The organism is Eubacteriales bacterium mix99 (genome assembly GCA_038396605.1).
In the GTDB taxonomy this organism is placed as follows: domain Bacteria; phylum Bacillota; class Clostridia; order Caldicoprobacterales; family DTU083; genus UBA4874.
The window spans coordinates 422,522-445,390 of the sequence record CP121690.1; the positions used below are offsets into that span (position 1 = coordinate 422,522).

The 22,869-nt window shown below is 52.0% G+C and carries 16 protein-coding genes; 3 read left to right on the top strand and 13 right to left on the bottom strand.

Translation table 11 applies throughout. From position 1 onward, the window contains the following. Nucleotides 1-133: 133 nt before the first annotated feature. From wrbA to QBE55_01800, 8 genes are all read right to left on the bottom strand, one after another. On the bottom strand, nucleotides 134-697 hold the full coding sequence (gene wrbA, locus QBE55_01765; protein ID WZL79838.1) for an NAD(P)H:quinone oxidoreductase: 564 nt from the start codon (nucleotides 695-697) through the stop codon (nucleotides 134-136). A gap of 150 nt (nucleotides 698-847) precedes the next feature. Then, on the bottom strand, nucleotides 848-1,663 hold the full coding sequence (locus tag QBE55_01770) for a glycerophosphodiester phosphodiesterase (protein WZL79839.1): 816 nt from the start codon (nucleotides 1,661-1,663) through the stop codon (nucleotides 848-850). Between the two features lie 194 nt (nucleotides 1,664-1,857). Continuing rightward, nucleotides 1,858-2,967, bottom strand: coding sequence for an Ldh family oxidoreductase (locus tag QBE55_01775; protein WZL78921.1), 1,110 nt, complete (start codon nucleotides 2,965-2,967; stop codon nucleotides 1,858-1,860). A 274-nt stretch (nucleotides 2,968-3,241) separates the two neighbouring features. Continuing rightward, nucleotides 3,242-6,862: an AAA family ATPase gene (locus QBE55_01780; protein ID WZL78922.1), complete on the bottom strand. Its 3,621-nt coding sequence runs from the start codon at nucleotides 6,860-6,862 to the stop codon at nucleotides 3,242-3,244. Then, entirely contained in the window at nucleotides 6,837-8,336 is a 1,500-nt protein-coding gene (locus tag QBE55_01785; protein ID WZL78923.1) for an exonuclease SbcCD subunit D, read from the bottom strand. The genes QBE55_01780 and QBE55_01785 overlap by 26 nt, the downstream gene beginning before the upstream one ends. Before the next feature lie 4 nt (nucleotides 8,337-8,340). Continuing rightward, nucleotides 8,341-9,123: an alpha/beta hydrolase family protein gene (locus tag QBE55_01790; GenBank protein ID WZL78924.1), complete on the bottom strand. Its 783-nt coding sequence runs from the start codon at nucleotides 9,121-9,123 to the stop codon at nucleotides 8,341-8,343. 471 nt (nucleotides 9,124-9,594) lie between these two features. Continuing rightward, on the bottom strand, nucleotides 9,595-10,305 hold the full coding sequence (locus QBE55_01795) for a phosphoglycerate mutase family protein (protein WZL78925.1): 711 nt from the start codon (nucleotides 10,303-10,305) through the stop codon (nucleotides 9,595-9,597). A 12-nt stretch (nucleotides 10,306-10,317) separates the two neighbouring features. After that, the gene (locus tag QBE55_01800; GenBank protein WZL78926.1) at nucleotides 10,318-11,214 is read right to left on the bottom strand and encodes a sugar phosphate isomerase/epimerase; all 897 of its coding nucleotides are present in this window, start codon (nucleotides 11,212-11,214) and stop codon (nucleotides 10,318-10,320) included. A 640-nt stretch (nucleotides 11,215-11,854) separates the two neighbouring features. On the opposite strand from QBE55_01800, the gene QBE55_01805 reads away from it, so the two are divergent. After that, nucleotides 11,855-12,136: a CD3324 family protein gene (locus tag QBE55_01805; GenBank protein ID WZL78927.1), complete on the top strand. Its 282-nt coding sequence runs from the start codon at nucleotides 11,855-11,857 to the stop codon at nucleotides 12,134-12,136. 109 nt (nucleotides 12,137-12,245) lie between these two features. Here the strand turns inward: QBE55_01805 and QBE55_01810 are convergent, their stop codons facing one another. The 3 genes from QBE55_01810 to QBE55_01820 form a co-directional block, all read right to left on the bottom strand. Then, nucleotides 12,246-14,072: an ABC transporter ATP-binding protein gene (locus tag QBE55_01810; GenBank protein ID WZL78928.1), complete on the bottom strand. Its 1,827-nt coding sequence runs from the start codon at nucleotides 14,070-14,072 to the stop codon at nucleotides 12,246-12,248. Nucleotides 14,073-14,206: 134 nt separating this feature from the next. Then, nucleotides 14,207-16,018, bottom strand: a complete 1,812-nt coding sequence (locus tag QBE55_01815; GenBank protein ID WZL78929.1) for an ABC transporter ATP-binding protein — start codon at nucleotides 16,016-16,018, stop codon at nucleotides 14,207-14,209. A gap of 20 nt (nucleotides 16,019-16,038) precedes the next feature. Beyond that, a complete protein-coding gene (locus QBE55_01820) occupies nucleotides 16,039-16,323 on the bottom strand; it encodes a hypothetical protein (GenBank protein WZL78930.1) in 285 nt (94 codons plus the stop codon). Nucleotides 16,324-16,770: 447 nt separating this feature from the next. Between QBE55_01820 and QBE55_01825 the strand changes: the two genes are divergently transcribed. Both QBE55_01825 and QBE55_01830 read left to right on the top strand, forming a co-directional pair. Beyond that, complete coding sequence (locus QBE55_01825) at nucleotides 16,771-18,414, top strand: cellulase family glycosylhydrolase (protein ID WZL78931.1); 1,644 nt, start codon at nucleotides 16,771-16,773, stop codon at nucleotides 18,412-18,414. A gap of 89 nt (nucleotides 18,415-18,503) precedes the next feature. Next, on the top strand, nucleotides 18,504-19,745 hold the full coding sequence (locus tag QBE55_01830; GenBank protein ID WZL78932.1) for a pyridoxal phosphate-dependent aminotransferase: 1,242 nt from the start codon (nucleotides 18,504-18,506) through the stop codon (nucleotides 19,743-19,745). A gap of 45 nt (nucleotides 19,746-19,790) precedes the next feature. Here the strand turns inward: QBE55_01830 and QBE55_01835 are convergent, their stop codons facing one another. Together QBE55_01835 and QBE55_01840 are read right to left on the bottom strand one after the other, a co-directional pair. Further along, the gene (locus tag QBE55_01835; protein ID WZL78933.1) at nucleotides 19,791-21,023 is read right to left on the bottom strand and encodes a mechanosensitive ion channel family protein; all 1,233 of its coding nucleotides are present in this window, start codon (nucleotides 21,021-21,023) and stop codon (nucleotides 19,791-19,793) included. Between the two features lie 56 nt (nucleotides 21,024-21,079). Beyond that, nucleotides 21,080-22,735: an amidohydrolase family protein gene (locus tag QBE55_01840; protein ID WZL79840.1), complete on the bottom strand. Its 1,656-nt coding sequence runs from the start codon at nucleotides 22,733-22,735 to the stop codon at nucleotides 21,080-21,082. Between the last annotated feature and the right edge of the window lie 134 nt (nucleotides 22,736-22,869).

Here is a 22,869-nt window from a genome sequence, read left to right on the forward strand (position 1 = left end):
TTCCAACTTTTATGCCGTATAAAAATCTTCCGTACCACCGGCACGTTTGCTTCGTACAAAATCTTTATTCCCAAACTTTATACCGGACAATTTTGTTTCGGCTGAAACCTCGTTCCGGCTCCCGGCTGAAATCCTAATCTGCCAGTTTCCTTGCCAGCTGCGCCACGCGCTTTCCCTGATAGCGGGCGCCATCCAGCTCATTTTCACTGGGAATCCGGCTGCTGTCCCCGCCTGCAATGGTGGATGCACCATAGGGGGAGCACCCGGTAATCTCATCCATCCGGCTCTGGCCCTCAAAGGCATAGGGAAGGCCGGCAATCAGCATGCCATGATTCAGCAGCACCGTATGCATGCTCAATATGGTGGCTTCCTGCCCGCCATGCTGGGTACCGGTACTGGTAAATACGCTGCCGATCTTGTCCACCAGGGCCCTTTTGGCCCAAAGACCTCCCGTTCCATCCAGGAAAGCTTTCATCTGGGAGGCAATCATACCGAACCGGGTCGGCGCTCCGAAAAGAATGGCATCGTAATCCGCCAGTTCCTCCGGTTTGGCAACCGGGATATGGGCAAACGCCTTATGAGCCTGTGCGATCCCGGTTTTTTCCTGCACTTCCTGCGGAAGAGTTTCCGGAACCTGCTTAATGGTTACTTCCGCACCTTCCACCTGCCGGGCGCCTTCCGCAACGGCTTCCGCCATCTGGTACACATGTCCGTAAGCTGAATAAAACAATACCAATATCTTCACTGAAAAAGACCTCCTCAACTTTTTATATCCCGTGGCTCTCCGGCCGCCAGAGACTCTCAACATGATACTAATAACCGGAAAAGGCCGGTGCGAAACCTTATCTTACTTATATCCGTATTCCCGAAACAGCTGATACAACCGATCCGGATAATCTGTAATGATGCCGTCCACCTTCCAGTCCAGAAGCTTTTTCATTGTGTAGCCGTCATTGATGGTCCATACATGCAGCCTGATTCCGTTTTCCCTGCATAGCGACACCAGGGATTCGGTTGCAACCTGTACCATACCCTTGAATCGAAAAGGCACCTGGAGGGCTTCCCCCATGGGCCGGTAAAGATGACCCATATGCATTTTCTGCAACAGATAAACCTTTACACCCTCCACGGCATCCGCCGCCGTCACAATGCCTCTTCTGTTGATCTTCCGAAACCGCTTCATCACGGAACGGTGCCCGGAGACAACGATCACCCGGTCCGCCATATGGAAGCCGGTAATCAGGTTGTACAATTTGTTCTCAATATTCCGGTAATGCTTCTTGATCTCAATGTTGATGCCGACCTCATAGTCTTTCAGAGCCGAAAAAACTTCCCGCAGAGTGGGAATGGTGATTCCCTTTCCCCGATAGGGGTAGGTTTTCCCTCCGTCGGCGGTAAACCGCCAGCCGGCATCCAGTTTCCGGATCTCCTTCAATGGCATGTCCCGGACCGTTCCGGTGCCGTTGGTCGTACGGTCCACCGTATTGTCATGAATCACGACCAGCTCCCCGTCCGCGGACATGTGGATGTCCAATTCCACCATATCCGCGTGAAACTGCTCCACAGACTGCCGATAGGCCAATATTGTATTTTCCGGGAAAAGCCCGGCTCCACCCCGGTGTGAAAAAAGCAGCGGGCTCTTTCGATCAATCAACTTCTCCATACTTTTCACTCTTTATCCTCCGAATAACGGGGCACTCGCCCTGAATAAGCACAAATCATTCAACAAAAGCACCTTGTTTTCCGGGGGAAAAGGTTCCGGATCAATGGGTATCTCCTGTCTTATTATATCTTTTATTCTAATCCTGTATTACATTGCAGAGCTTATTTTTCAAAACTTTTCATCCTATGAACTCCTTACTCAAATTCAAAATGATATTGGGTCAGGTTCAGATCCTTTTTCAGCGCAATGAGATCCTTCTGCAGGGACACATTCACCGGAACTCCCTTATCCTTCCGGAACTGCCAGGCCAGATATTCTTTCTCCCCGGCTGTGTAAATCCGTTCCTCGCCCGGCGCCTTCCTGGATGCCCGCAGCTCTCTCAGGATATCTCCGGTGGTCTTCCTGAATTCCTCCAGGGAAATGAATGCCTCCACGTTGATGGCAAGGAAGAAATGTCCCAGATGATACTGAACCTTTTTGCCATGATCCATACCGGACAATGCCTTCAGGAATCTGCCGCCCTGAAGAGCCGCAGACAGAATCTCCACCACCGTGGCATAACCGTAACCCTTGTAGCCTGCCAGATCTTCTCCTATGCCGCCAAGTGGCGCCAGCGCCGCTCCGCCTGTCACCAGATCCTTCAGTACCTGCTCCGTATCCGTCCGGGGCTTGCCATCCTTCCCGATGACCCATCCTTCCGGCAGCTGCTTTCCCTGCCGGGAATAGACTTCGATTTTCCCTCTCTGGGCAATGGAAGTGGCGCAGTCCAGCACAAACGGAAACGCTTCATCGGTCGGCATCCCAAAGGTAAGTGGATTGGTACCCAGCATGTTTTCCGTACCGAAGGTCGGTGCAATGGATGGTCTGGCATTGGTACCGGTCATTCCAATCATACCCTTTTCCGCAGCCATTAATGCATAATAGCCGGCAATCCCGTAATGATTGGAATTCCGTACCGCCACCATACCCATTCCATATTTTTCTGCCTTATCGATGGCCATTCCCATGGCTTTCGTTCCTATGACCTGACCCATTCCGTTGTTGCCGTCCAGTACTGCTGTGGTGGGGCCTTCCTTTACCACATCCACCTTCGTGACCGGATTGATGATCCCTTCGTTGATCCGGTCCACATAAATGGGCTTCAGCCGTCCGGTGCCGTGGGAATCAATTCCTCTTTTGTCCGAAGTGATCAGCACCTGCGCACAGGTTTTGGCATCCTGCTCCGGAACGCCGACCCCCCGAAATACATCCACCATAAATTGTTCCATTGTGTCAAAATCAATCCAACATACCTTGTCCATCATTTATCAGTCTCCCTTCGTTTTCTGTCCGTCTCTTTTGTCTTGTTTGTTCTGTTTGTTCTGCCTTGTTTCTGCGCTCTGTCTCTATCCGCCTTATCTTTGTCTTTCCCGCATCCACTCCTCCAATGACCAACCCGTAAAAAGGCATCCCGATAATGGGAAAAACTCTCCCCCATTATTGATAAACTTTTCACATAAAAGCAATCATTTATTTTTCAAAATTTCCGAAACGTTGCTGTCCCCTGCCGGACAGACGTTTGCAATCCCTTTAAGGTGTTTAAGCCTTTACGATCCGCACCCGGCTTCCTTCTCCCTGAGAAGAGGGCGGATCCACAATCAGGCGTCTGGAAATGCGGTCCTGCAGCTCCGAAACATGGCTGATGAGCCCGATCACCCTTTCCTTTGTGCTGAGCCGTTCCAAAGAGTCCATTACCATATCCAGCAGTTGTTTATCCAAAGCTCCGAAGCCTTCATCCAGAAAGAAAAATTCCAGGGGACTCTGCCCTTTCAGCTGGATCTGTTCGGACAAAGCCAGGGCAAGGGACAGGGAGGTCAGGAAAATTTCTCCTCCGGACAGCGAAGTCACCATTCTGGAGATTCCGCCGTTGCCATTGTCCCGAATCCGGAATCCTTCATTAACATCCAGCTCCAGGGCATATTTATACCGGGTAATATGGCCAAGAATCTCAGATGCCTCCGCTGCCACATAACGCAGCCGTTCCTCCGCAACATAGTCCACAAAGCTGTTGTCTTTTCCCTTATCGCCTTTCAACAGCTTCTGAATCTGTTCCAGCAGTCCCAGCTTCTCTGAAAGCTTCTCCTGAACCCCATTCCAGGCAATCCAACGCCGGTGTTTCTGCATCAGATCCTGCTTTCTGAGCTTTTCCACTTCATAGCGTGCGGAATCGGACTGATCCTGTTTCACGGCCTGCTGATACCGTCCGGCAATCCCGTTCCATTGCTCTTCCGTGAGAACCCGGCCTTTCCTCCGGCTCTCCAGTACCCGGCGCTGCGCCTGAAGGTTATCCGTTTCCTTCCGGTACTCCCTGCATTCTTCCTCCAGCTTCTTCCGGCTCTCTTCAGGAAGAGCTGCCTTTTCGGCTTCCCGGTCGTCAGAAAAGCCTTTCTCTGCTCTTGCGTCCTTTAATTCCGCCTCTTCCTTGTCATAATCATGGGCGTGGATTTCCTTTTGGTTCCTCAGGGCGTTTTGTCCGGCAACCTGCTCCTGATACAGGCTCTGAAGGGACTCCTGCTTTTCCCGGCATTGCTTTTCCTCCCGGATAAAAGCGTCCAGCTGTTTGTTGATCCGCTGGATTCCCTCCCGGATCCGCCCATCGGGGGAAACCTGCCGAATCTTATCCTTCCTCCCGGAAACGGACTGCTCCCTGTTTTCCCGTTCCAGCTCCAGTGCTTCTGCCTGCTTTTCCAGCCCGCTGTGCTCCTCCGTCCATTGATCCAGAATTTCCCGGCTCTCCCGCACGGTCTTCTGCAATTGATCCGCTTCCCGGGACCGGCTGCGGAACTTCCGGTCCTGATCGGCAATTCTCTTCAGCTCCTCCGAGGGGCTTTTACCCGGCCGGGTCTGCAGGAACTCCGCAAAGGCTGTCTTTTTCTCCTCCCATTTCCGGGATGCCTCCCTGCACTCTTCCTCCGCCTGGGAAAGGTTTTCCTCATTCACTTTTCGCTGTGCGGCAATGGACTCTGCAGCGGAACTTCGTTTTGATAAAACTTCCTTCCCCTTCTGGATGACATTCTGAAGCTTTCGGCAGGATGTCTCCCAGGCATCGATGGACTGCAGCGTTTCCTCCACCCGTTTCCATTCCGCCCGGATATCCTCCTGAAGCGAATCCGGCCTGCAATGCCGGAGCCGTTCCGGCAAATCCGCCGCCTTTCTGCAATAGCGGTCCCTTGCGCCGGATTTTTCGTCCTGAATCTGCTTCTGCGTATTCTCCAGGCTGCGGATCTGTTCCTCTGCAATCAGCAGATCCCTTTCCCTGGCATGCACTTTATCTTCCGCGGCGCGGACCCGATCCCCGGCAGCTGCTGCCTCCTGCTCCGCGGCTGCGATATCCGCCCTGCCGGCCGTTCCGGCAACCTGCGGATGATGAAGGGACCCACAGACCGGACAGGGCTCGCCCTCCTTCAGATTTCCAGAAAGCATCCAGGCGGAATGTTGTCTCAAAACCTTTTCCTGTTCTTCTGCCCGGGCTCTGCACCTTTCTGTCTCTTCTGCAGCCTCTTTCTGCTGCGCCGCTGCTTTTTCCCTCTTCCGGACGGCCTTTTCCCTGTCCTCCAGCAGTTTCTTTTCTTTTCCCTGAAGGGAAGCCATATCCTCCGCTTCCCGTTTCAGCTCAACGCACAGGGACTGCAGGCGGTTCAGCTTCCGGGTTTGCTCCATGCAGACATCCCGGTCCCCCGGCTTTGCCTTCTTCTGCTTTTCCTCTTTTTCCATCAGGCGCCGGATTTCCTTCTTTTCGCTTTCCAGCTGTTCCAGACGCTCTGCCTCCTGCTGCTTCAGCTTCCCAATCCGGTCCGCCAGCCGTTCCCTTTTTTCCGTACTCCTGTGAAATTCCCGTTCTGCCGTCTGAAGCTCAGCCTGAAGGGAGGCGCCGGCCTGCATGGCCTGCCGGTAATCCGGATCCACGGTAAGGGAATTCATTTCCTCGCGGATTTCGTTCCATCTATGGTCTGTCCGCTGCCATTCCTGCTTTTTCCGCCGGATTTGCCGATCCATTTCCTGAATCCTGCTGTCCAGACCTTTTTTCTTCTCAATGATCCCTTTCAGCTTCCTGGTATCCTCTTCTATGGAGTCCAGCAGGGAAAGAGCATCCGTCAGCCGGGTACGGGCTTCCATCAGCTGTGGACGCCGCTCCTCCGCTTCGGCCCGGACCTTCTCCTGCCGCTTGCGGATTTTGTCCATTTCCGCAGCCGTGGCGGGAAGCAAAGCTTCCGCCTGGTCCAGTTCCTTTTGGGCTTTCTTCAAAAGGGCAGCGGTTCTGCGATGCTTTTGGATCATCCCCACCAGGCCTTCTGCCTGAATGGCTTTCTGAAGGGCTGCCTCTTTTGCAGCCATTGGTTCCTTCCGGACTGCATGGGCCTGCTCCTGCCTGTCCAGGAGCTCCGCATCCTGCATCAGCTGCCAGAGTTCCTTTGCACTCTGGTATTCCGCTTCCGCAGCCTTTAGGATCCGGCTCGCCTTTTCCTGATCGGCCTGTGCGGCATCCACCCGCCGGTTGGCTTCCTCCACGGCTTCATCGGAAGCATCCCCCAATTCGGACAGGATCCCCCGGACATGATCCAGTTTTTTACCCAGATGATCCGCCTTTTTTCTTATCCGATCGGTCAGCTGCTGCCCGTACTCCTCCAGATAAAAGATCCGCTCCAGCATTTCCCGCCGTTTTGAAGTGTCCAGCATCAGGAATTCCTGAAACCGATTCTGAGGCAAAACCACCGCCCGTACAAAGTCATCGTGGTTCAGGCCGATCAATTCCTCCACCCTGGCGGTTACGTCCGTCGCCTTATCCGAAAGAGGAATCTCCCCGGTCTCATTTACTTCTATCAGCCGGGCAATCCGGGGCTCACAGGATGCTGTATCCTTTTTCCGCCGATACATCCGCTCCGCGCGATACACTTTCTCCCGGCTGCCCTTCTTCAGCCCAAATGTAAAGGATACACGGACATGATTCATATTGGCATGAATAATTCCCTGTGTCCCCCTGTAGGCCCGCTCCACCCTGCCGTACAGAGCGAAGGTGACGGCATCCAGTATGGTGGATTTGCCGCTGCCTGTCGGGCCAAAAATACCGAATAAGCCGGTCTCGCTCAGGGTTGTGAAATCAATGGCCTGCTTCTCCCGAAAGCTCTGCAGTCCTTCAATCTCCAGCCGGATTGGCCTCATGTCTGTTCCCCCTTTCCTCCTTCATGGAGTCCGGCACGTTCTTTTCCATACGGTCCGACCAGTCCGCCTTTTCATCCGTCTTTACGCCGCTGTCCGGTTCCTTCTCTCCGGATGTTTCCATGGATCCCGATGTCTCCACAGGTTCTTCCGTTTCCTCCGCTCCGGCAGCAGCCTCCTGAAGTCCGGGCTCCTCCCTGGACAAAATCTCCTGAATCTCCTTTTCCATATCGCCGTCGGTTTCCGTAATCCCCGGATCCTCTTCCTTTTCGTTCAGGACATTCAGAAAAGCCGTCATCAGATCCTCCCGGATCTCCGTGCCGGTCCGATACCGGTAATAATCCCGGAACAATTCATCAATCTTTTTGTTCTCCCGGTTTTCCGGCTCCACGAATTGTCCGGCAGACGACGGAAACACGGGACGGATGTTGATGATCCCCGGATGCAGCTTCCTCATCCGCTTTTGTTCCTCCTCCGTCAGGATCCGACCTGTCACAATCTCCAGATCGACCCAGGCGTTGGGATCGCGGCCCTCTTCACACCAGCGTATTGCCTGTTCCACGCCTTCCTTAGCCCTCCACCTGCGCAGAGGCTTGCCGCAATCCGGGTAAACCGTACGGATATCGGCAGGTTCCCCGGGCTCCGCATCCACAATATAGAGGGCTTTGGCATAATCCGATTCGGAAAAGCTGTAGGCCAGCGGAGAACCGGAATAATAGGCCGGACAGGGAGCAGCCTTGATCTGCTGCGGACGATGCAGATGCCCCAGCGCGGCAAAATGGGCATGAGCCGGCAAGGCTGACGGATGAACCGTCATGGCTCCGCCGACCTGAATGGTGCGCTCCGATTCCGATTCCTTTCCGCCTGCCATAAAAAGGTGCGCCATGACCAGATTCACCGTATCGGCCCGGAAATGACTGCTGAGCTTTTGAAAAACGCCGGCAATCTTGTCTGAGTAGGCCCTGCCAAGGGTTTCTTCCTTTGCTTCATCGGACAATACCTGTTCCAGCCGGGACTCGGAAGGATATGGCATGGTAAGGACCACCGCAGAGCAGGAACAGCCGGGCACCCGCAGCTCCAGCCACCCGGGACCGGACCGGAGAATCCGGATCTCTCCGTTCCCGGAAGAATACGCGCCGGCATCGCTGGCCGGATATCCCAGCAGGAAAATGCCGTTTCGGTAGGTCAGGGGACTGGCGGCGCAAAGACGCTCCGGGTTGTCATGATTGCCGGCAATGGCGATCACCGCCCGCTTCCCGCTGTCGTTCAGCCGCTCCATTGCATCGTAAAACAGTTCTTCCGCTGCTGCGGACGGATTATAGGTATCAAAGATATCCCCTGCAATCAGCACCAGATCGATCTTTTCCTCCTTTACCAGACGGCAAAGGGTATCCACAAAGTCCTGCTGCTCAGGAAGCCGCGAGATATTTTCCAATGTCCTTCCCAGATGCCAGTCCGACGTATGCAGAATGCGCATGGGCTCAGTCTCCCGTGCCTTTCAGGGGAAGCCAGGCCAGCACCTTCTGTATCATTTTGTTCCAATACCCCCATTCATGAGTCCCGGGGCCTTCCTCGTAGGTTAAATCCAGGCCAAGGCCCTCCACATATTTCCTGAACTCAATGTTGTCCTGATGCAGGAAATCCTCCGTGCCGACACACTGGAACAGTTTGGGCTTCGGACCGTTGGATTTGGAAACCTGCTCTGCCAGATGGAACAAATCATTCTCACTGCCCCTGATCTGATCCAGATCACCAAAAATATTTTCAAGCTCCGGATTGCGCTTTGAGTCCTCCAGAACGCCCGTGCCCACTGCACCGGACAGGCTGGCACCGGCAGCAAACTGATCCGGGCAGGCCAAAGCCAGTTTAAAGGCACCATAGCCGCCCATGGAAAGTCCGGCGACAAAATTGTCCTCCCGCTTGTCGGACAGAGGAAAAAAAGAACGGCAGATAGCCGGCAGCTCTTCGCTGATAAAGGTCCAGTACCGATATCCCCTTGCCATATCGGTGTAAAAGCTCCGGTGGACGGCAGGCATCACGACAGCCAGCCCCAAAGAAGCGACATATCGTTCGATGGAAGTCCTTCGCATCCAGGTGGTGTGATCGTCAGACAGTCCGTGCAGCAAGTACAAAGTGGGATGCTTTTTGCCGGCCGCCCGGCTCTCCATGCCGATCTGATTGTTGGTCTGCTGCGGCAGGATCACGTTCATGGAACAGGAAAGTCCAAGAACCTCGGAAAAAAAGTCACATTGCAGAAACGCCATTTTCTTCATCCTTTCATTTTGTTCAATCTGTATTGTGCGGCTGGTCCCCCGTTATGGAATGGCCTTTATGGATGAGAGCAGCCCGTTATCCCCTCCATGTCATTCGATATGGGACAGCGGAATTCCTGCATGCCCCCTGCTCTATCCTCTCCCTCCTGCCATCCTCGCTCCATGACCGGTTTTCTTATGAAACCGTTGGGAAAGAACCGTTTTATCTGTTCTTCCCTTTGCATTCCCCTCACGGATTCGGTAAAATAAAAATGACCGGCGAGGCAAGTCGGTCCATCATACCAACGGAAAGGAGATGGTCTGATTTGATTATGTTGGGAAGGTGGTCTGCCCTTTAGCAGACCGGAACAGGGAGGGTCAACCTCCCTGTTTTATGTTGTCTCCCGGGCTTCTTCGTAAGCTTTTTCGCATTTCTCATTTTATCCGCTTTTATCTGGCTTATTTTCCCTTCGGCCTGGTCTTTCAGCGGGTATTGTACATCAGCCCGCTGGTGTTCTGAACATACTCCCTGTGAAACAAATGAGTGGAGGAACCCAGCCCGGTAATCCGGAAATTGATCCGATTGTCCTGCTGCTCTTCCGCCAGAACCGTCGTGACACTGGAAGGCGGAAGCCAGACACTTCTCCAGAGAAACGGAACCGAAACTCCCAAAAGATAGGAGATTGCCGTCAATCCGGAACCATAATGGCAGAAAACAGCGATTTCCTCCCGGGAAACATGGCCTGTCCCATAAAAAGCATCCTGTTCCTTTCGGATCCCATAGTTCCGCAAAAACCGGTTCATGCCGTCTTGCAGATTGAAGAGGTAATCCTCCGCGTCCGGATGGGAAAACCAGTTGGAGAAAACCCAATCCTCCCCAAGATGTTCCAGCTCATCTATCTTGTGTCTGGGCAGATTCCAGGCAATCACCGGAACATCCAGCCCCGTATATTGCGGTCTGGTCATAAATGCGCCTGCCTCGTGAATCCAGGGAAGGGTCTCCACTTCCATCCCAAGAGCCCTGGAAGTATATTCTGCAGTTTTCCTGGCCCGGCCCATGGGAGAAGAAAAGAGCCGGGTGACCGGAAGCAAACGCATATAATCCGAAAGCTTTTTTGCTTCCTCTTCTCCCAGTTCGGTAAGTGCATCGTTTCTATAATCCGGATCACCATGCCGAATAATATGAATCTTCAAAGGTCTCCTCCTTTATGCGACCGGCAGGGCATCAAAGCGCCGTTTCAGTTCGCATCCCAGTTGATACAGCAGCTGAAGTGCGACATTCTGACAGCTGATCGGTACCTTTCGAATCAACATGTGCGCTTCAAAGGTCAGCTCCCCGGCATATCCGATATCCCGCAGCCCGGCCAGCAGCTGATCCCAGTCGATGTTTCCGTAAAAGGGAGCGGTATGCTGATCGGTTTTCCCGTCGCTGTCCTGAACATGCAGGACTTTCAGCCGGCTGCCCAGCCTGTTCAGCTCTTTGCGCTGATTGACCCCCTGCAGATTGGCATGACCGGTATCCCAGCAGATGCCAACCTGTTTGCTGCCAAAACTGTCCACCAAATCAACAAGATCCCCGGTATGGGCGCAGTAAACCCCTCTGTGATTCCGGCTGAATTTATCAGACATATTCTCAATGGCAATGCCTGCGCCAAGCTTTTCCGCCAAATTCACCAGCGGATCAAAAAAGCGATGGTTCTCTGCCTTCAGATTGCGCACATGCTCCGGAGACGAAAAATCCCCTTCTGCGGTGCCTGCATGATAAACAACCCATGGAATCCCCAGTTCCGCAGCGGCTTTCAATGTTGGTCCGCACATTTCCCTCAGGTGGTCACCGCGTTCGCCCTCTGCAAAAATATTGAACAGGGGACCATGTGCCTGATTGAGTACAACACCATATTGTTTTGAAAACTTCCGGATGGACTGCACCCAGTCCTGCCACTGCTCTTCGGAGCAGGGAAAATAACCGTTGCCGGTCTTCTGATCCACCCAGTCGTTAAAGTTGATATCCATATGCCGAAAGCCTGCATCGTATATACGCTTCATCTGTGAGGCCACCGGACCCTGTCCGAACATTACATTTATGGATGTGGATACATTCATGGAAAGCCCTCCCCCTTTTCTAAAAATAATGGCGCAGAGGGAAAAGTAACCCTTCCTTCTGTATATAAGGATCCTGCCAAACCTTATCTTATCTCATTTCGTGGAATTTGTCATGATAGAATTACATCTGTTTTGCTGTATATACCAAGTCAATCTGTAAAATGGGCAAAAAAGGGTATCGCCTGTAGTACAGGCGATACCCTTTGTCTAAAATTCTAGATTCAGGCCTTTGTAAATCCCTATTGACAGGGTGGGATATTTTACTATATAATTTTATTAAAGGTTGAGATAAAAAGAAAAATTCAGCAGAAAGGAGTGCAGGATAAAATGATCAACGCAAAAAATGAGCTGGAGGGCCTATGCTTCTGAACTGAATATTGGACTTCAGGGTCGTTTTTTGATGCCTTTGAAGTCGTATCTTTGCAACCATCATCTATTGATCACGGATAATTTTTTTGTCAGCACAAACACGAATGGTTGAAATCGTGTTTTTTATTTCCTGCCCCGTGGATGGTTCCGCGGGGTTTTTTGCACCCTTTTTTAAGGGAATTTCAGAAAATAAGGAAGGAGGGGACCCAGATGACAGAAACTTCAGTTGGTTCTTCGAATACGGTGTCTTATTTCAAGGAGGGAATGATCATTGGGTTACAAAAACGGGAGGGATGTCCTTCCCCGTGAATTGCTCCGGGAACTGCAAAAGTATATACAGGGTGAGTTGGTCTATATACCGAAAGAAGGTACTGCCCGTGCCGGATGGGGAGAAAACAACGGCACACGGTCCGAATTAAGAAAAAGGAACCATGAAATATACCACCGGTATACCAACGGAGCAAAAATTGAAGAACTGGTCAGCCGATATCATCTGTCGGAAGACAGTATCCGTAAAATCATCGTCAAGACGTCCCATGAACAGACATGCTGAGAAGTCGATGATTTCAATGGTGGGCAGATCTTATTCCATCCATCCTCCCATAAAAAAGATGCGGAAGAACCGTACCCCATTTCCGGGATGGTCTTCCGCATTTTTATCGTCATTCGTTGATGATTCGGTCTCCTTCTTCCTCCATGAACTGATTGGTATACAGCCGATAGTAATAGCCATTTTGGGCAAGCAGCTGCCGATGATTCCCTTCTTCCGTCACTTTCCCGTCTACAACCACCAGGATGCGGTCGGCAGTACGGATAGTGGACAACCTGTGGGCAATGATGAAGCTGGTCCTGCCTTCCAGCACATTCTGAATCGCTTTCTGAATGATCTGTTCCGTCTCCGTATCGATGGAAGAAGTCGCTTCATCCAGCACAAACAGCCTGGGATTCGCCACGATGGCCCGGGCAAAGGATATCAGCTGCTTCTGACCGGTGGACAGCCGGTTGCCCCCTTCCCCGACTTCCGTATCGTATCCTTTTTCCAGTTTTTCGATAAAACCGTTCGCGTTGACCAGCCGGGCCGCCTCCCGAACTTCTTCGTCCGTTGCCTCCAGTCTTCCGTAACGGATATTCTCCTTCACGGTTCCACTGAACAGATGCGGGGACTGCAGCACATAGCCCAGGTTGGACTGCAGCCAGAGCTGCGACCGGTCCCGGTAATCCACCCCGTCTATCAGGATTTCACCTTTCGTGGGCTCATAGAACCGGCAGATCAGGTTTACAATGGTGCTTTTCCCCGAACCGGTCTCTCCCACCAGCGCAATGGTCTCCCCTGCCTTTACCTGCAGATTGAAATTCTCCAGTACGGTTTCGCCGCCCTGGTAGGAAAAGCTGACATTCCGAAATATCACATCCCCTTTGATGGGCTCCCAGTTCTCCCGAATCGGATGAAACGCATCCCCGTAGGTTTGCAGCACATCCGGACGGTCCTCGATTTCCAGCGGGGTATTAATCATGGATAAGACCCGCTCCGCCGATGCCTGGGCGGACTGGAGCTCGGCAAAAATACGGGCAATATTGCCGATGGGCTCAAAAAACTGGATGGTATAGGTAATAAAACTTGCAAGCGTTCCGAAGCTGATGGCAGAATGGATCACCATTCCGCCGCCGATCCAGAGTGCCAGGGCCGTTCCGATTCCACCCAGTGCTGATACAATGGGATAAAAGATGGAGGAAAAAATCGCGACCCGGATGGAAGCGCCCCGCATTTCCCCGGTCAGGCCTTCAAATTCTTCCAGGTTTCGCTCTTCCCGGACCAGGGTCTTGGTTGTCCTGGCACCCAGGATTCCCTCGTTGAATGCTCCGGTGATCCGGGAGTTCACCTTTCGGACCTGTCGGTATCCCTTCAGGATTCTCTTCTGAAAATAGGCACTGGCCAGCGCCAGGAACGGGACAACGGACATTGTGATCAATGCCAGCTTCCAGTTCAGCATCAGCAGGACCACGACGATTCCCAGCATCATGGTCACACCCCAGGTCAGATCCACAAGGCTCCAGGATATGGTTTCCCCCAGGCGCTGGGAGTCCGATGTCATCCTGGCCATAATCCAGCCCACCGGAGTCTTGTCATAATAGGAAAATGACAATTCCTGCAATCTTTCAAATCCGCTTTTGCGGATATCATAAACCAGACCGTTTTCCACTTTTCCTGCCGTGCGGATCAATATCCAGGTATTCCCTGCCTGGCAGACAACCAACAGGCCGTAAAGAACCGCGTACCTCCCCATGCCCTCCAGTTTCCCCGGCATGATGAAATGATCAATGGCATACCGGGTCATCAGAGGAAACACGACATCAATTCCGCCGGTCAGGATCATAATAAAGGCAATGGCAATCAACTGTTTTCGATAGGATTTTGCATAACGGAGGAGCTGTCTCCACAGCCCCAGGTCAAGTCCCTTGGTATATTCCTGCTCTTCCGGATAACTCATACACTGAACCTTCCTTATTCTTAAATACGAAGTCGAAACAAATCACGCTATCCTTCAGTCCCTTCGGCTCAGACCACTTATCGGCCAACGCAGCCGGAGTTCATGGACGAAGGTGCCGGGTACGAAACCCTTTCTCAGCCAACCAGCTGGCTGTTGTCCTGCAGATCCTTCTCCAGACTGTTCTGTATGGACCAGATCCGCTGATACAGGCCGGGCTGATGAATTAATTCCTCATGGGTGCCGGACTGAATCAGCCGCCCGTCGTCCAGGACCAGGATCCGGTCTGCTTCAGACAGGGTTGCAATCCGGTGGGATATGATAAAGGTTGTAACATCCTTGCTTCTTTTCTTCAATTCCTTCCGGATCGCGGCGTCGGTCTCCGTATCCACCGCACTGAGGGAATCGTCAAAGATCAGGATATCGCTGTCCTGGATCAACGTCCTTGCAATGGCCACCCTCTGCTTCTGCCCGCCGGACAGGGTAACGCCTTTTTCCCCCACAAAGGTTTCGTACCCGTCGTCAAATTCCTCGATCACCTTATGAACGGAAGCAATGCGGCTGGCTTCATAAATCTCCATTTCGCTGACATTCCGCTTGGCAATGCCGATATTCTCCTTAATGGTGCGGGAAAACAGGAACGGCTCCTGCAGAACAATGCCCACCTTCTGACGCAGCCACTTCCTGTCAATCTTCCGCAGCTCCACCCCGCCTATGGTGACGGATCCGCCTTTATAGTCATACAGCCTCTGCAGCAGATGAACCAGGGAGGATTTCCCCGAACCGGTGGGGCCCAGAATGGCAACCGTTTCCCCTTTCTTCACTTCAAAGGAAAGATCCTTCAGAACCGGATGTCCCCCTTCATATTCAAAACTGACATTCCGGAATACGATATTCCCGGCAATGGACGGCCTCCCGCAACCCGGGTCCTGACTTTCTGAAGGAACATCCAGGATCTCCTGGATCCGGCCCACAGACACCAGGGTTTTGCCCATGTCGGTCAAAATCCGGCCCATCTGGCGTATGGGCCAGAGAAGCATATTCACATAGGAACTGAACACCAGAAAGGTGCCCAGTGTAATGGAACCTGTCGCAGTATAATAAACGCCCATTACAACGACAATGCCGATCTGCAGCATGGCAATCAGATCCGACAGGGACCAGTACAGGGCCATCAGATTCGTAACTCGAAAGGACAAGTCCCTGTATTCCGTATTTTTCTGATCAAACTTTTCATTCTCATAGGCCTGACGCCCAAAGGCCCGGACGACCCTCACCCCGTTCAGATTTTCCTGAATCGTATTGGACAACCTTCCCTCGGATTCATCCGCCTGCAGAAAGGCTTTCTGAACCATCCGGAAAAAGATGAAGGAAAAGAGAAAGAGAACCGGAGCAACGGCAAGGGAAACAATGGTCATGCGTACATTCATGGAAAGCATGATGGCAATCGCCATAACCAGCATAAACAGGGCACGGCCCACGTCCACCAGCTGCACCGCCAGAAAACGGCGGATGGTCTCCATATCGGAGGTGCAGCGCTGAATCAGATCCCCGGTCTCCGCCTTGACATGATAGTCATAGTCCAGGCTCTGCAAATGGCCGTACAGCCGGTCCCGCAGACTTTTCGCTATGGACTCCGAAGCCCGGGCGGACCATTTGCCCCTGAAAAAGACAAACAGGCCATTGATCAGATTGATGCCAAGCAGCACCAAAGCGCAGATCCACATATTGCGTTTCAAATAGTCCATGCCTCCGATGGACCGTAGAAGACCGGCAATCCGGGCAGACAGATCCGCTGGTTCCTTTCCGATCACGGAGTCCACGGTAAACCGAACAATCAGCGGGGATATCATTGAGAGGAAGGTGGATATCCCGACACACAAAATGGATCCAACATACAGCAGACGGCTCCCCTTCATAAAGCTCATCAGCAGTTTCATGTTTTTCATGTAGTTGTCACTTCCTGTTTTTAATCTGTGTGGATGGCTTTTATAGCATAAAAAAGCCACAGGGCCTGATCCTCCCATGGCTTCTGCGAAATGGTATTTCTCACGGCAGCGCATCGTTGCATGGCTGCCCATACATCTTTCTGCAAAAAGCCACAGGGCTCTCCACTGCAGTCCCATGGCTTTTCCTTGTCAAAAAGCAAAACCGGCAATCGTAAGAGATTATCCGATCCAGGAACATATGGAGAAAGGAAAAGAGTATGCAGGAATTCCGGCATCAGAACTGTCATACGTATCGGCAGAAACATCAGCAGTCCATCCTGTCATTCGAAACTTCATGCGGTTCATCCTCATCTCCAGGTTCCTCCTTTTCCTTGAAATTTTCAATAGAATTTACACACTTTCATAAAGCAATGATAACAAGTTTCCATGCACTTTCCAGATATCAGTATACGATGTCCGCCGGGGAAAAGCAAGCAGATATTTACAGAACTATTGATTATAATCATTCTTTCCGGAACCGCCGGCAAATGTCTTGCTTTCCTCCATACTTATTTCCCGCTTTGTCCCGCACTCTTTTGATATTCTTTGCCCTGTGTTAGAATCAGGTAAGAACCATTCGGATCATGCAGCTTCCCCGGATATCTGAATTTTCACAGAAACAGCCACACCCCTTTACAGGGATGTGGAAACGTTACGGAAGGAAAAGCACAAAGGCTGCAGATCCGGCATACAAAAAAGGAGGCCCTGACAAAATGAGTGAAAAGATTTGTCCTTCCCATGCAGAAAACTCCAATGTAAAAGGATTCCTGCACACCCGCGGGCAGAAAATTGTAAACGGATCCGGAGACAGGATCCTGCTGACCGGCTGGGGATTGGGAAACTGGTTATTGCCCGAAGGGTATATGTGGCTTGCGGGGGACGGAAACCGCTTTGACCGGCCAAGAAGAATCGAAGCCGTCATCCGGGAACTGACCGGTCCGGACTATGCAGCTGCTTTCTGGAAACAATACCGGGAAAATTATGTGACACGGGAAGATATCGCCTTCATGGCGGATCTTGGTTACAATTCGGTAAGAATTCCCATAAACTGGAGGATCCTGATGGAGGAAGGCCCGGGCTGTATCTGGAAGGAAGATGGTTTTGCGCGGATCGACCGCTGCCTGGATTGGTGTGAGGAATTCAAATTATACGCATTTCTGGACCTGCACGGCGCTCCGGGCGGCCAGACAGGCGCAAACATTGATGACTCCATTGACGATATTCCCCGGTTATTCACCGATGAGGACAGCAGAACCAAATGTCTGGAGCTTTGGAAAGAGATCGCCCGGCGTTACAGGGACCGGTGGATTGTAGGCGGTTATGACCTGCTCAATGAGCCCCTGTCGCCGGTCCATGGCAGGGAATATGCATTGAATCCGCTGGCGCCCGCCCTATCCGTATTCTACGAGGAACTGATTGCTGAAATCCGGAAAACAGATACCAGACATATGCTTTCCATGGAAGGTTCCCAATGGGCCACCGATCCATCCATATTCTTTAAGAAATACGACGGGAACATGGTGATCCATTTCCATCGGTATGCCTGTAAACCGGGCATGGAGGCCTTGCAGCCTTTTCTGGAGTATTCCGAACGGCTGGATCAGCCGCTATGGCTGGGAGAAACAGGGGAAAACACTCTGGAATGGTATACTGCTATGTATCCTCTGTGCAGCTCCCTGGGAATCGGTTTCAATCTCTGGCCATGGAAAAAAATGGACTGTACAAATTCCCCCTGCTCAGTGAACAAACCGGAAGGATGGGATGAAATCATTCAATATACGCATGGAGCAAAGCATCCCGGTACCGAACGGACAAGAAAGATACTGGACGAATTTCTGCAGAATATCCGTATTTCACACTGCAGGTGGAATCCCGATGTCACGAATGCTGTCTTTCGCCGGCCGGACTGCAGCGTACGCGCCACGGACTTTAACCTGGTGCCCGGAAAGGGTATTTCCTGCAGCGGTTTCCGAACTGAGGGCAATCTGTATCATTATCAGACAAGGACCGGGATGGCAATTGTTGCTGCAGAAAAGCAGCCCGTTCCGCGAAGATTTGCCTTCGACAGCGGATGGGATCTGCTGGCTCTGGAAATGCGGCAGGGAGAATTTGCAACGTATTCTATCAATGAAGTACCGGAAGGCTGCACCGTCCGTGTTGAGCTGTTATGCAGGGAACCTGCACAGATTTGCTTCACGCAGGACAGCAAAACGGTCCGGACGTTCACCCCGGAACCGGCCATGCAGCCGCAGACACTTTTTGCATGCAGACTTTCCGAAGCAAAAAGATCCCTTGTCAAAATTCATGTATTGAGCGGATCGCTCCGGTTCTTCCGACTGATTTTTCAAAAGGACTGAGATGCATTTTCATTGCTTTTCCCCCGGAATTCATGTATACTGAATGAAAATTTATACATTACTTTTCAATGGATTTGGGAGGCTGGAAAATGTCAGTTATCAAAAAGTCATCAAAGCTGGACAATGTCCTGTATGACATCCGGGGTCCCGTTATGGATGAAGCCAAACGTATGGAAGATGAAGGCTACCATATTCTCAAGCTGAATATCGGCAACCCGGCCCCCTTTGGATTGAACGCCCCGGACGAAATCATTCAGGATGTGATTTCAAATGTACGGAATGCCCAGGGATATACCGATTCCAAAGGTATCTTCCCGGCACGCAAGGCCGTTATGCAGTACTGTCAGCATAAAAACATCGAAAATGTATCGGTAAATGATATCTTTATCGGAAACGGCGCCAGCGAGCTGATTATTATGTCCATGCAGGCCCTGCTGGACCATGGAGATGAAATTCTGGTGCCTGCGCCGGATTATCCGCTGTGGACCGCATCGGTCAATCTGGCCGGCGGGACTGCCGTCCATTATCTGTGCGACGAGGAATCCGACTGGTACCCCGATATTGAAGACATGAAAAAGAAAATCACTCCCCAGACCAGGGGCATCGTCATTATCAATCCCAACAACCCCACAGGAGCAAACTATCCTGAATCCGTCCTTCAGGAAATTGTGAGGCTGGCAGTGGAACATCACCTGATCCTGTTTTCGGATGAGATTTATGACCGGATTCTTTACGACGATGAGAAACATGTATCCACTGCATCCCTGATCGATGATGAGGTGCTTTGTGTAACCATCAACGGGCTGTCAAAATCCCACCGGATCGCCGGGTTCCGGGCCGGATGGATGGTTCTGAGCGGGGACAAGTCCGGCGCCTCGGATTACATTGAGGGCATCAATATGCTGGCATCCATGCGTCTTTGCAGCAACGCCCTGGCCCAGTTCACCATCCAGACGGCTCTCGGCGGCTATCAAAGCATCCGGGAATTTATTGTACCGGGAGGACGACTGAGAGAGCAGCGGGATATCGTTTATCAAATGCTGAACGCCATTCCCGGCCTGTCCTGCGTGAAACCAAAAGGCGCGTTTTATGCTTTTCCCAAAGTGGATACCGAAAGGTTTCATATAACGGACGATATGCAATTTATCAAGGATCTCCTGTCGGAGAAGAAAGTGCTTCTTGTTCAGGGAACCGGTTTCAACTGGCCGGCTCCGGATCATTTCCGGGTGGTTTTCCTGCCGGCAAAGGAAGACCTGAAAATGGCCATCCGGCGCATCGGCTCTTTCCTGGAAGACTACCGGCAGGAAGACGGAGGAAACCCTACAGAATAAAACCCCTTCAGAATGGAATTGGAAACCCCTTCAGAATAGAGATCTTCAGGATCTCCCCGATTCAGTGGTATCGCTGCCGTCGGACTGGGGAGTTTTCATATCCGAACCGGACGGACTCTGGAAAATCCGGAGACCGAACTGCGGCAGGACAGCAAGGACATGATCAAAAATATCTGCCTGTATCTCCTCACAGATTGCCCAGTCCGTGGTATCGGCAAAGCAGTAGATCTCCACCGGAAGCCCGTATTGGGACGGAGCCAGCTGCCGCACCATCCGGGTCATATCCCCGCGCAGCGAAGGGTGATGTTTCAGATAAGCCTGGATATATTCCCGGAAGATTACAACATTGGAAATCCGGAGGCTTTCCCCTCCCGCCTCCCGTTTCTGCCGGATACCGCGGATGTACTCCTCTAAATAATCCATTTTTTCAAATCGGTCCAGCATCTCTTCGTTACAAAATTCGATACTGTCCATATTGATGAAAATGGGGCTCTGTATCTTCCGTCCGCCGGATTCCACCATACCCCTCCAGTTCCGGAAGGAATCGGTTACCATGGCGCGGGTCGGTATCATAACAACGGTTTTATCCCCGCCCTTCAATTTCACCGTATTCAGGGTAATGTCCACCACTTCCCCTTCCGCGCTATATTTCGGCACCTCGATCCAGTCCCCCACATGAACCATATCGTTCCCGGAAAGCTGCACTCCTGCAACGAAACCCAGAATGGAGTCCTGAAAAATCAGCATCAGTACGGCGGAAAACACGCCAATCCCGCTGAGCAGCGCCCAGGGAGACCGCTCAATCAATGCCGAAACAATGATAATGGCAGCCAATATGGACAGAACAATCTTCACGATTTGAAGAAACCCCTTGATCGGTTTCTCCCTGGAGATGGAAAAGGAACGATAGATCCTCTCAATCTCGTCCAGCAGCGTAAACAGGATCCGGATAATCGTGAATAGAATGAAGCAGAACACCAGCCGCTGGATCCAGCCCTGCTGCTTTGGAAATGCCGGTGCCGAAACATGAATGACAACCGCAGCTGCCAGCCTGGAAAGCAGTACAATGAGCTTCCCGTTCCGAAGGGCACTGCCCCATTTGTTTTTAATAAATTTCCCATACACTTCGACCATCCGGGTAAGGATTCGCTTCACAACATAATACACAAAGGTACTGCCCAGCAGGATCAGTACGACAGCTGCAAAATTGGCCAGAATCCTTGCCCATATCTCATAGAACCCGTGATGAAGTAAAAACTGTTGAATCGATTGTACCATAACGCCCCCGCCTTATTTATCGCTATCCTTCTATATGCCCTGCTGCCATGCCAGACTCAAAACCCTGCGTCTCCATATCTCATGGCTCCTGTATGGCAGGCACCGATCTGCCTGCCTTCGTTCCAGACCAGTCTGCCGTCCAGAAAAGCCATATCCAGTCCGGACGCCGGACGCTTCGGATTCTCATAGGTCGCTCTGTCCTTCAGCCTCTGCGAATCAAAAATATTGATGTCCGCATAATTCCCCACCGACAGGGTCCCCCGCCCGGCAATATGAAAACGCTGCGCTGTCATCTGCGTCATTTTGTGAATCGCCGTTTCCAGACGAAGTACTCTCCGGTTCCGGACCAGTTCATGGATCACTCTGGGAAAGGAGCCATACAGCCTGGGATGGGGTGAATCCACATTGCCGTACAGAGAATCGGAGATAATCATGGAGTAGGGCAGCTGCGCGATGGCATTCACATCCCTTTGATCCATACTCATGAGGAGAATCCCCACTCTGCCCTGTTCCTTCACCAACAGCCGGCACATAAAATCTGCCGGATCCCCATAGCCTTGTTCGTGCGCGGCTTCCTGGATGCTTTTCCCCACGTACGGCTTGTCTTCCTCCCGATTGGCCGAGCTGATCCGGATCCGGTCCCAGCCGATATCCAGAACCATATTGTCCCAGCCCTTGTGTTCCCGGTAAATCTCCCGCTTCAACCGCCCGGCGCCGCCGGGAGTATCCAGCATGCGAAGGGTATCCTGAAGGTCCGGTTCCTGTATGCCGGGAGGAAGCAGTGTCATCAGAGTGGTGGATCCTCCGGTATAGGGATAGAAATCCACGGTTACATCCTGCCCGGCGGCTCTGGCTTTCTCAATTTTATCCATCGCCTGATATATGGTTTTGTGCCAGTTTTTCAGGCCCACTGCCTTGAAATGGCTGATGTTCACCGGTATCTCTGCATCCCTGCCGATTTTCAGCACTTCCTCAACGGAAGAAACCAGGCTGTTCCCCTCCCCACGGATATGGCAGGTCAGAATCCGGCCCATTTTTGCCGCTTCCCGAACCAGTTCTGCAAACTCTTCCGTGGTGGAATAGCACTCCGGAACATACATGATCCCCGCAGACACGCCAAAAGCACCGGCCTCCAGTGCTTCCCGGAGATATCCCTTCGCCCGGTCCATCTCCGATGGGGTAAAAGGTGTCTTTTCAAATCCCTTTGCCGCAATCTTCACGGCACCGGTTCCGATCATCTGCCCCACATGAAGAACCGGATTCGCATCCTCCAATGCTTTCATATATTCGGGAAACCCGGAAAACTTCATCCATTCCGGAGCTTTCCCGAGACACGGTTCCATGAAATCCAGCATCTGCCGCCCGGTATCCTTCGTATACGGAAACGGCGACATGCCGCAGTTTCCGCCGAGAACCGCCGTAATCCCCTGCGCCAGTTCCAGGTTACCGAAATCCGGATCCGAGACGGCAGCAATGTCGCAATGCCGGTGAGAATCAATAAAACCAGGCGTCACCGCTTTTTTGCCGGCATCCATCACCCAGTCGGGATTCCATTCATTGTATGTATCGATTGTATTTTTATGAGCTTCATTTTGATCGGCAGGCATTCCCTGCCGGACACGGATTGCTGCAATCCGGTCATTTTCGATCAGAATATCTCCGTTGTAAGCCTTTCCGCCGCTGCCGTCATAAATCATGCCGTCCTCTATCATGATCCTCACAGGAACCTCTCCCCCATCTTTTTTTCTTCCGCCCCTTTCGATTATACCATCCTGTTTCAAATTACGAAACCCAGGAGAATGGACAATGGCTGAAAAAGTCATCGTAAATTATAGTGAATGGAAAA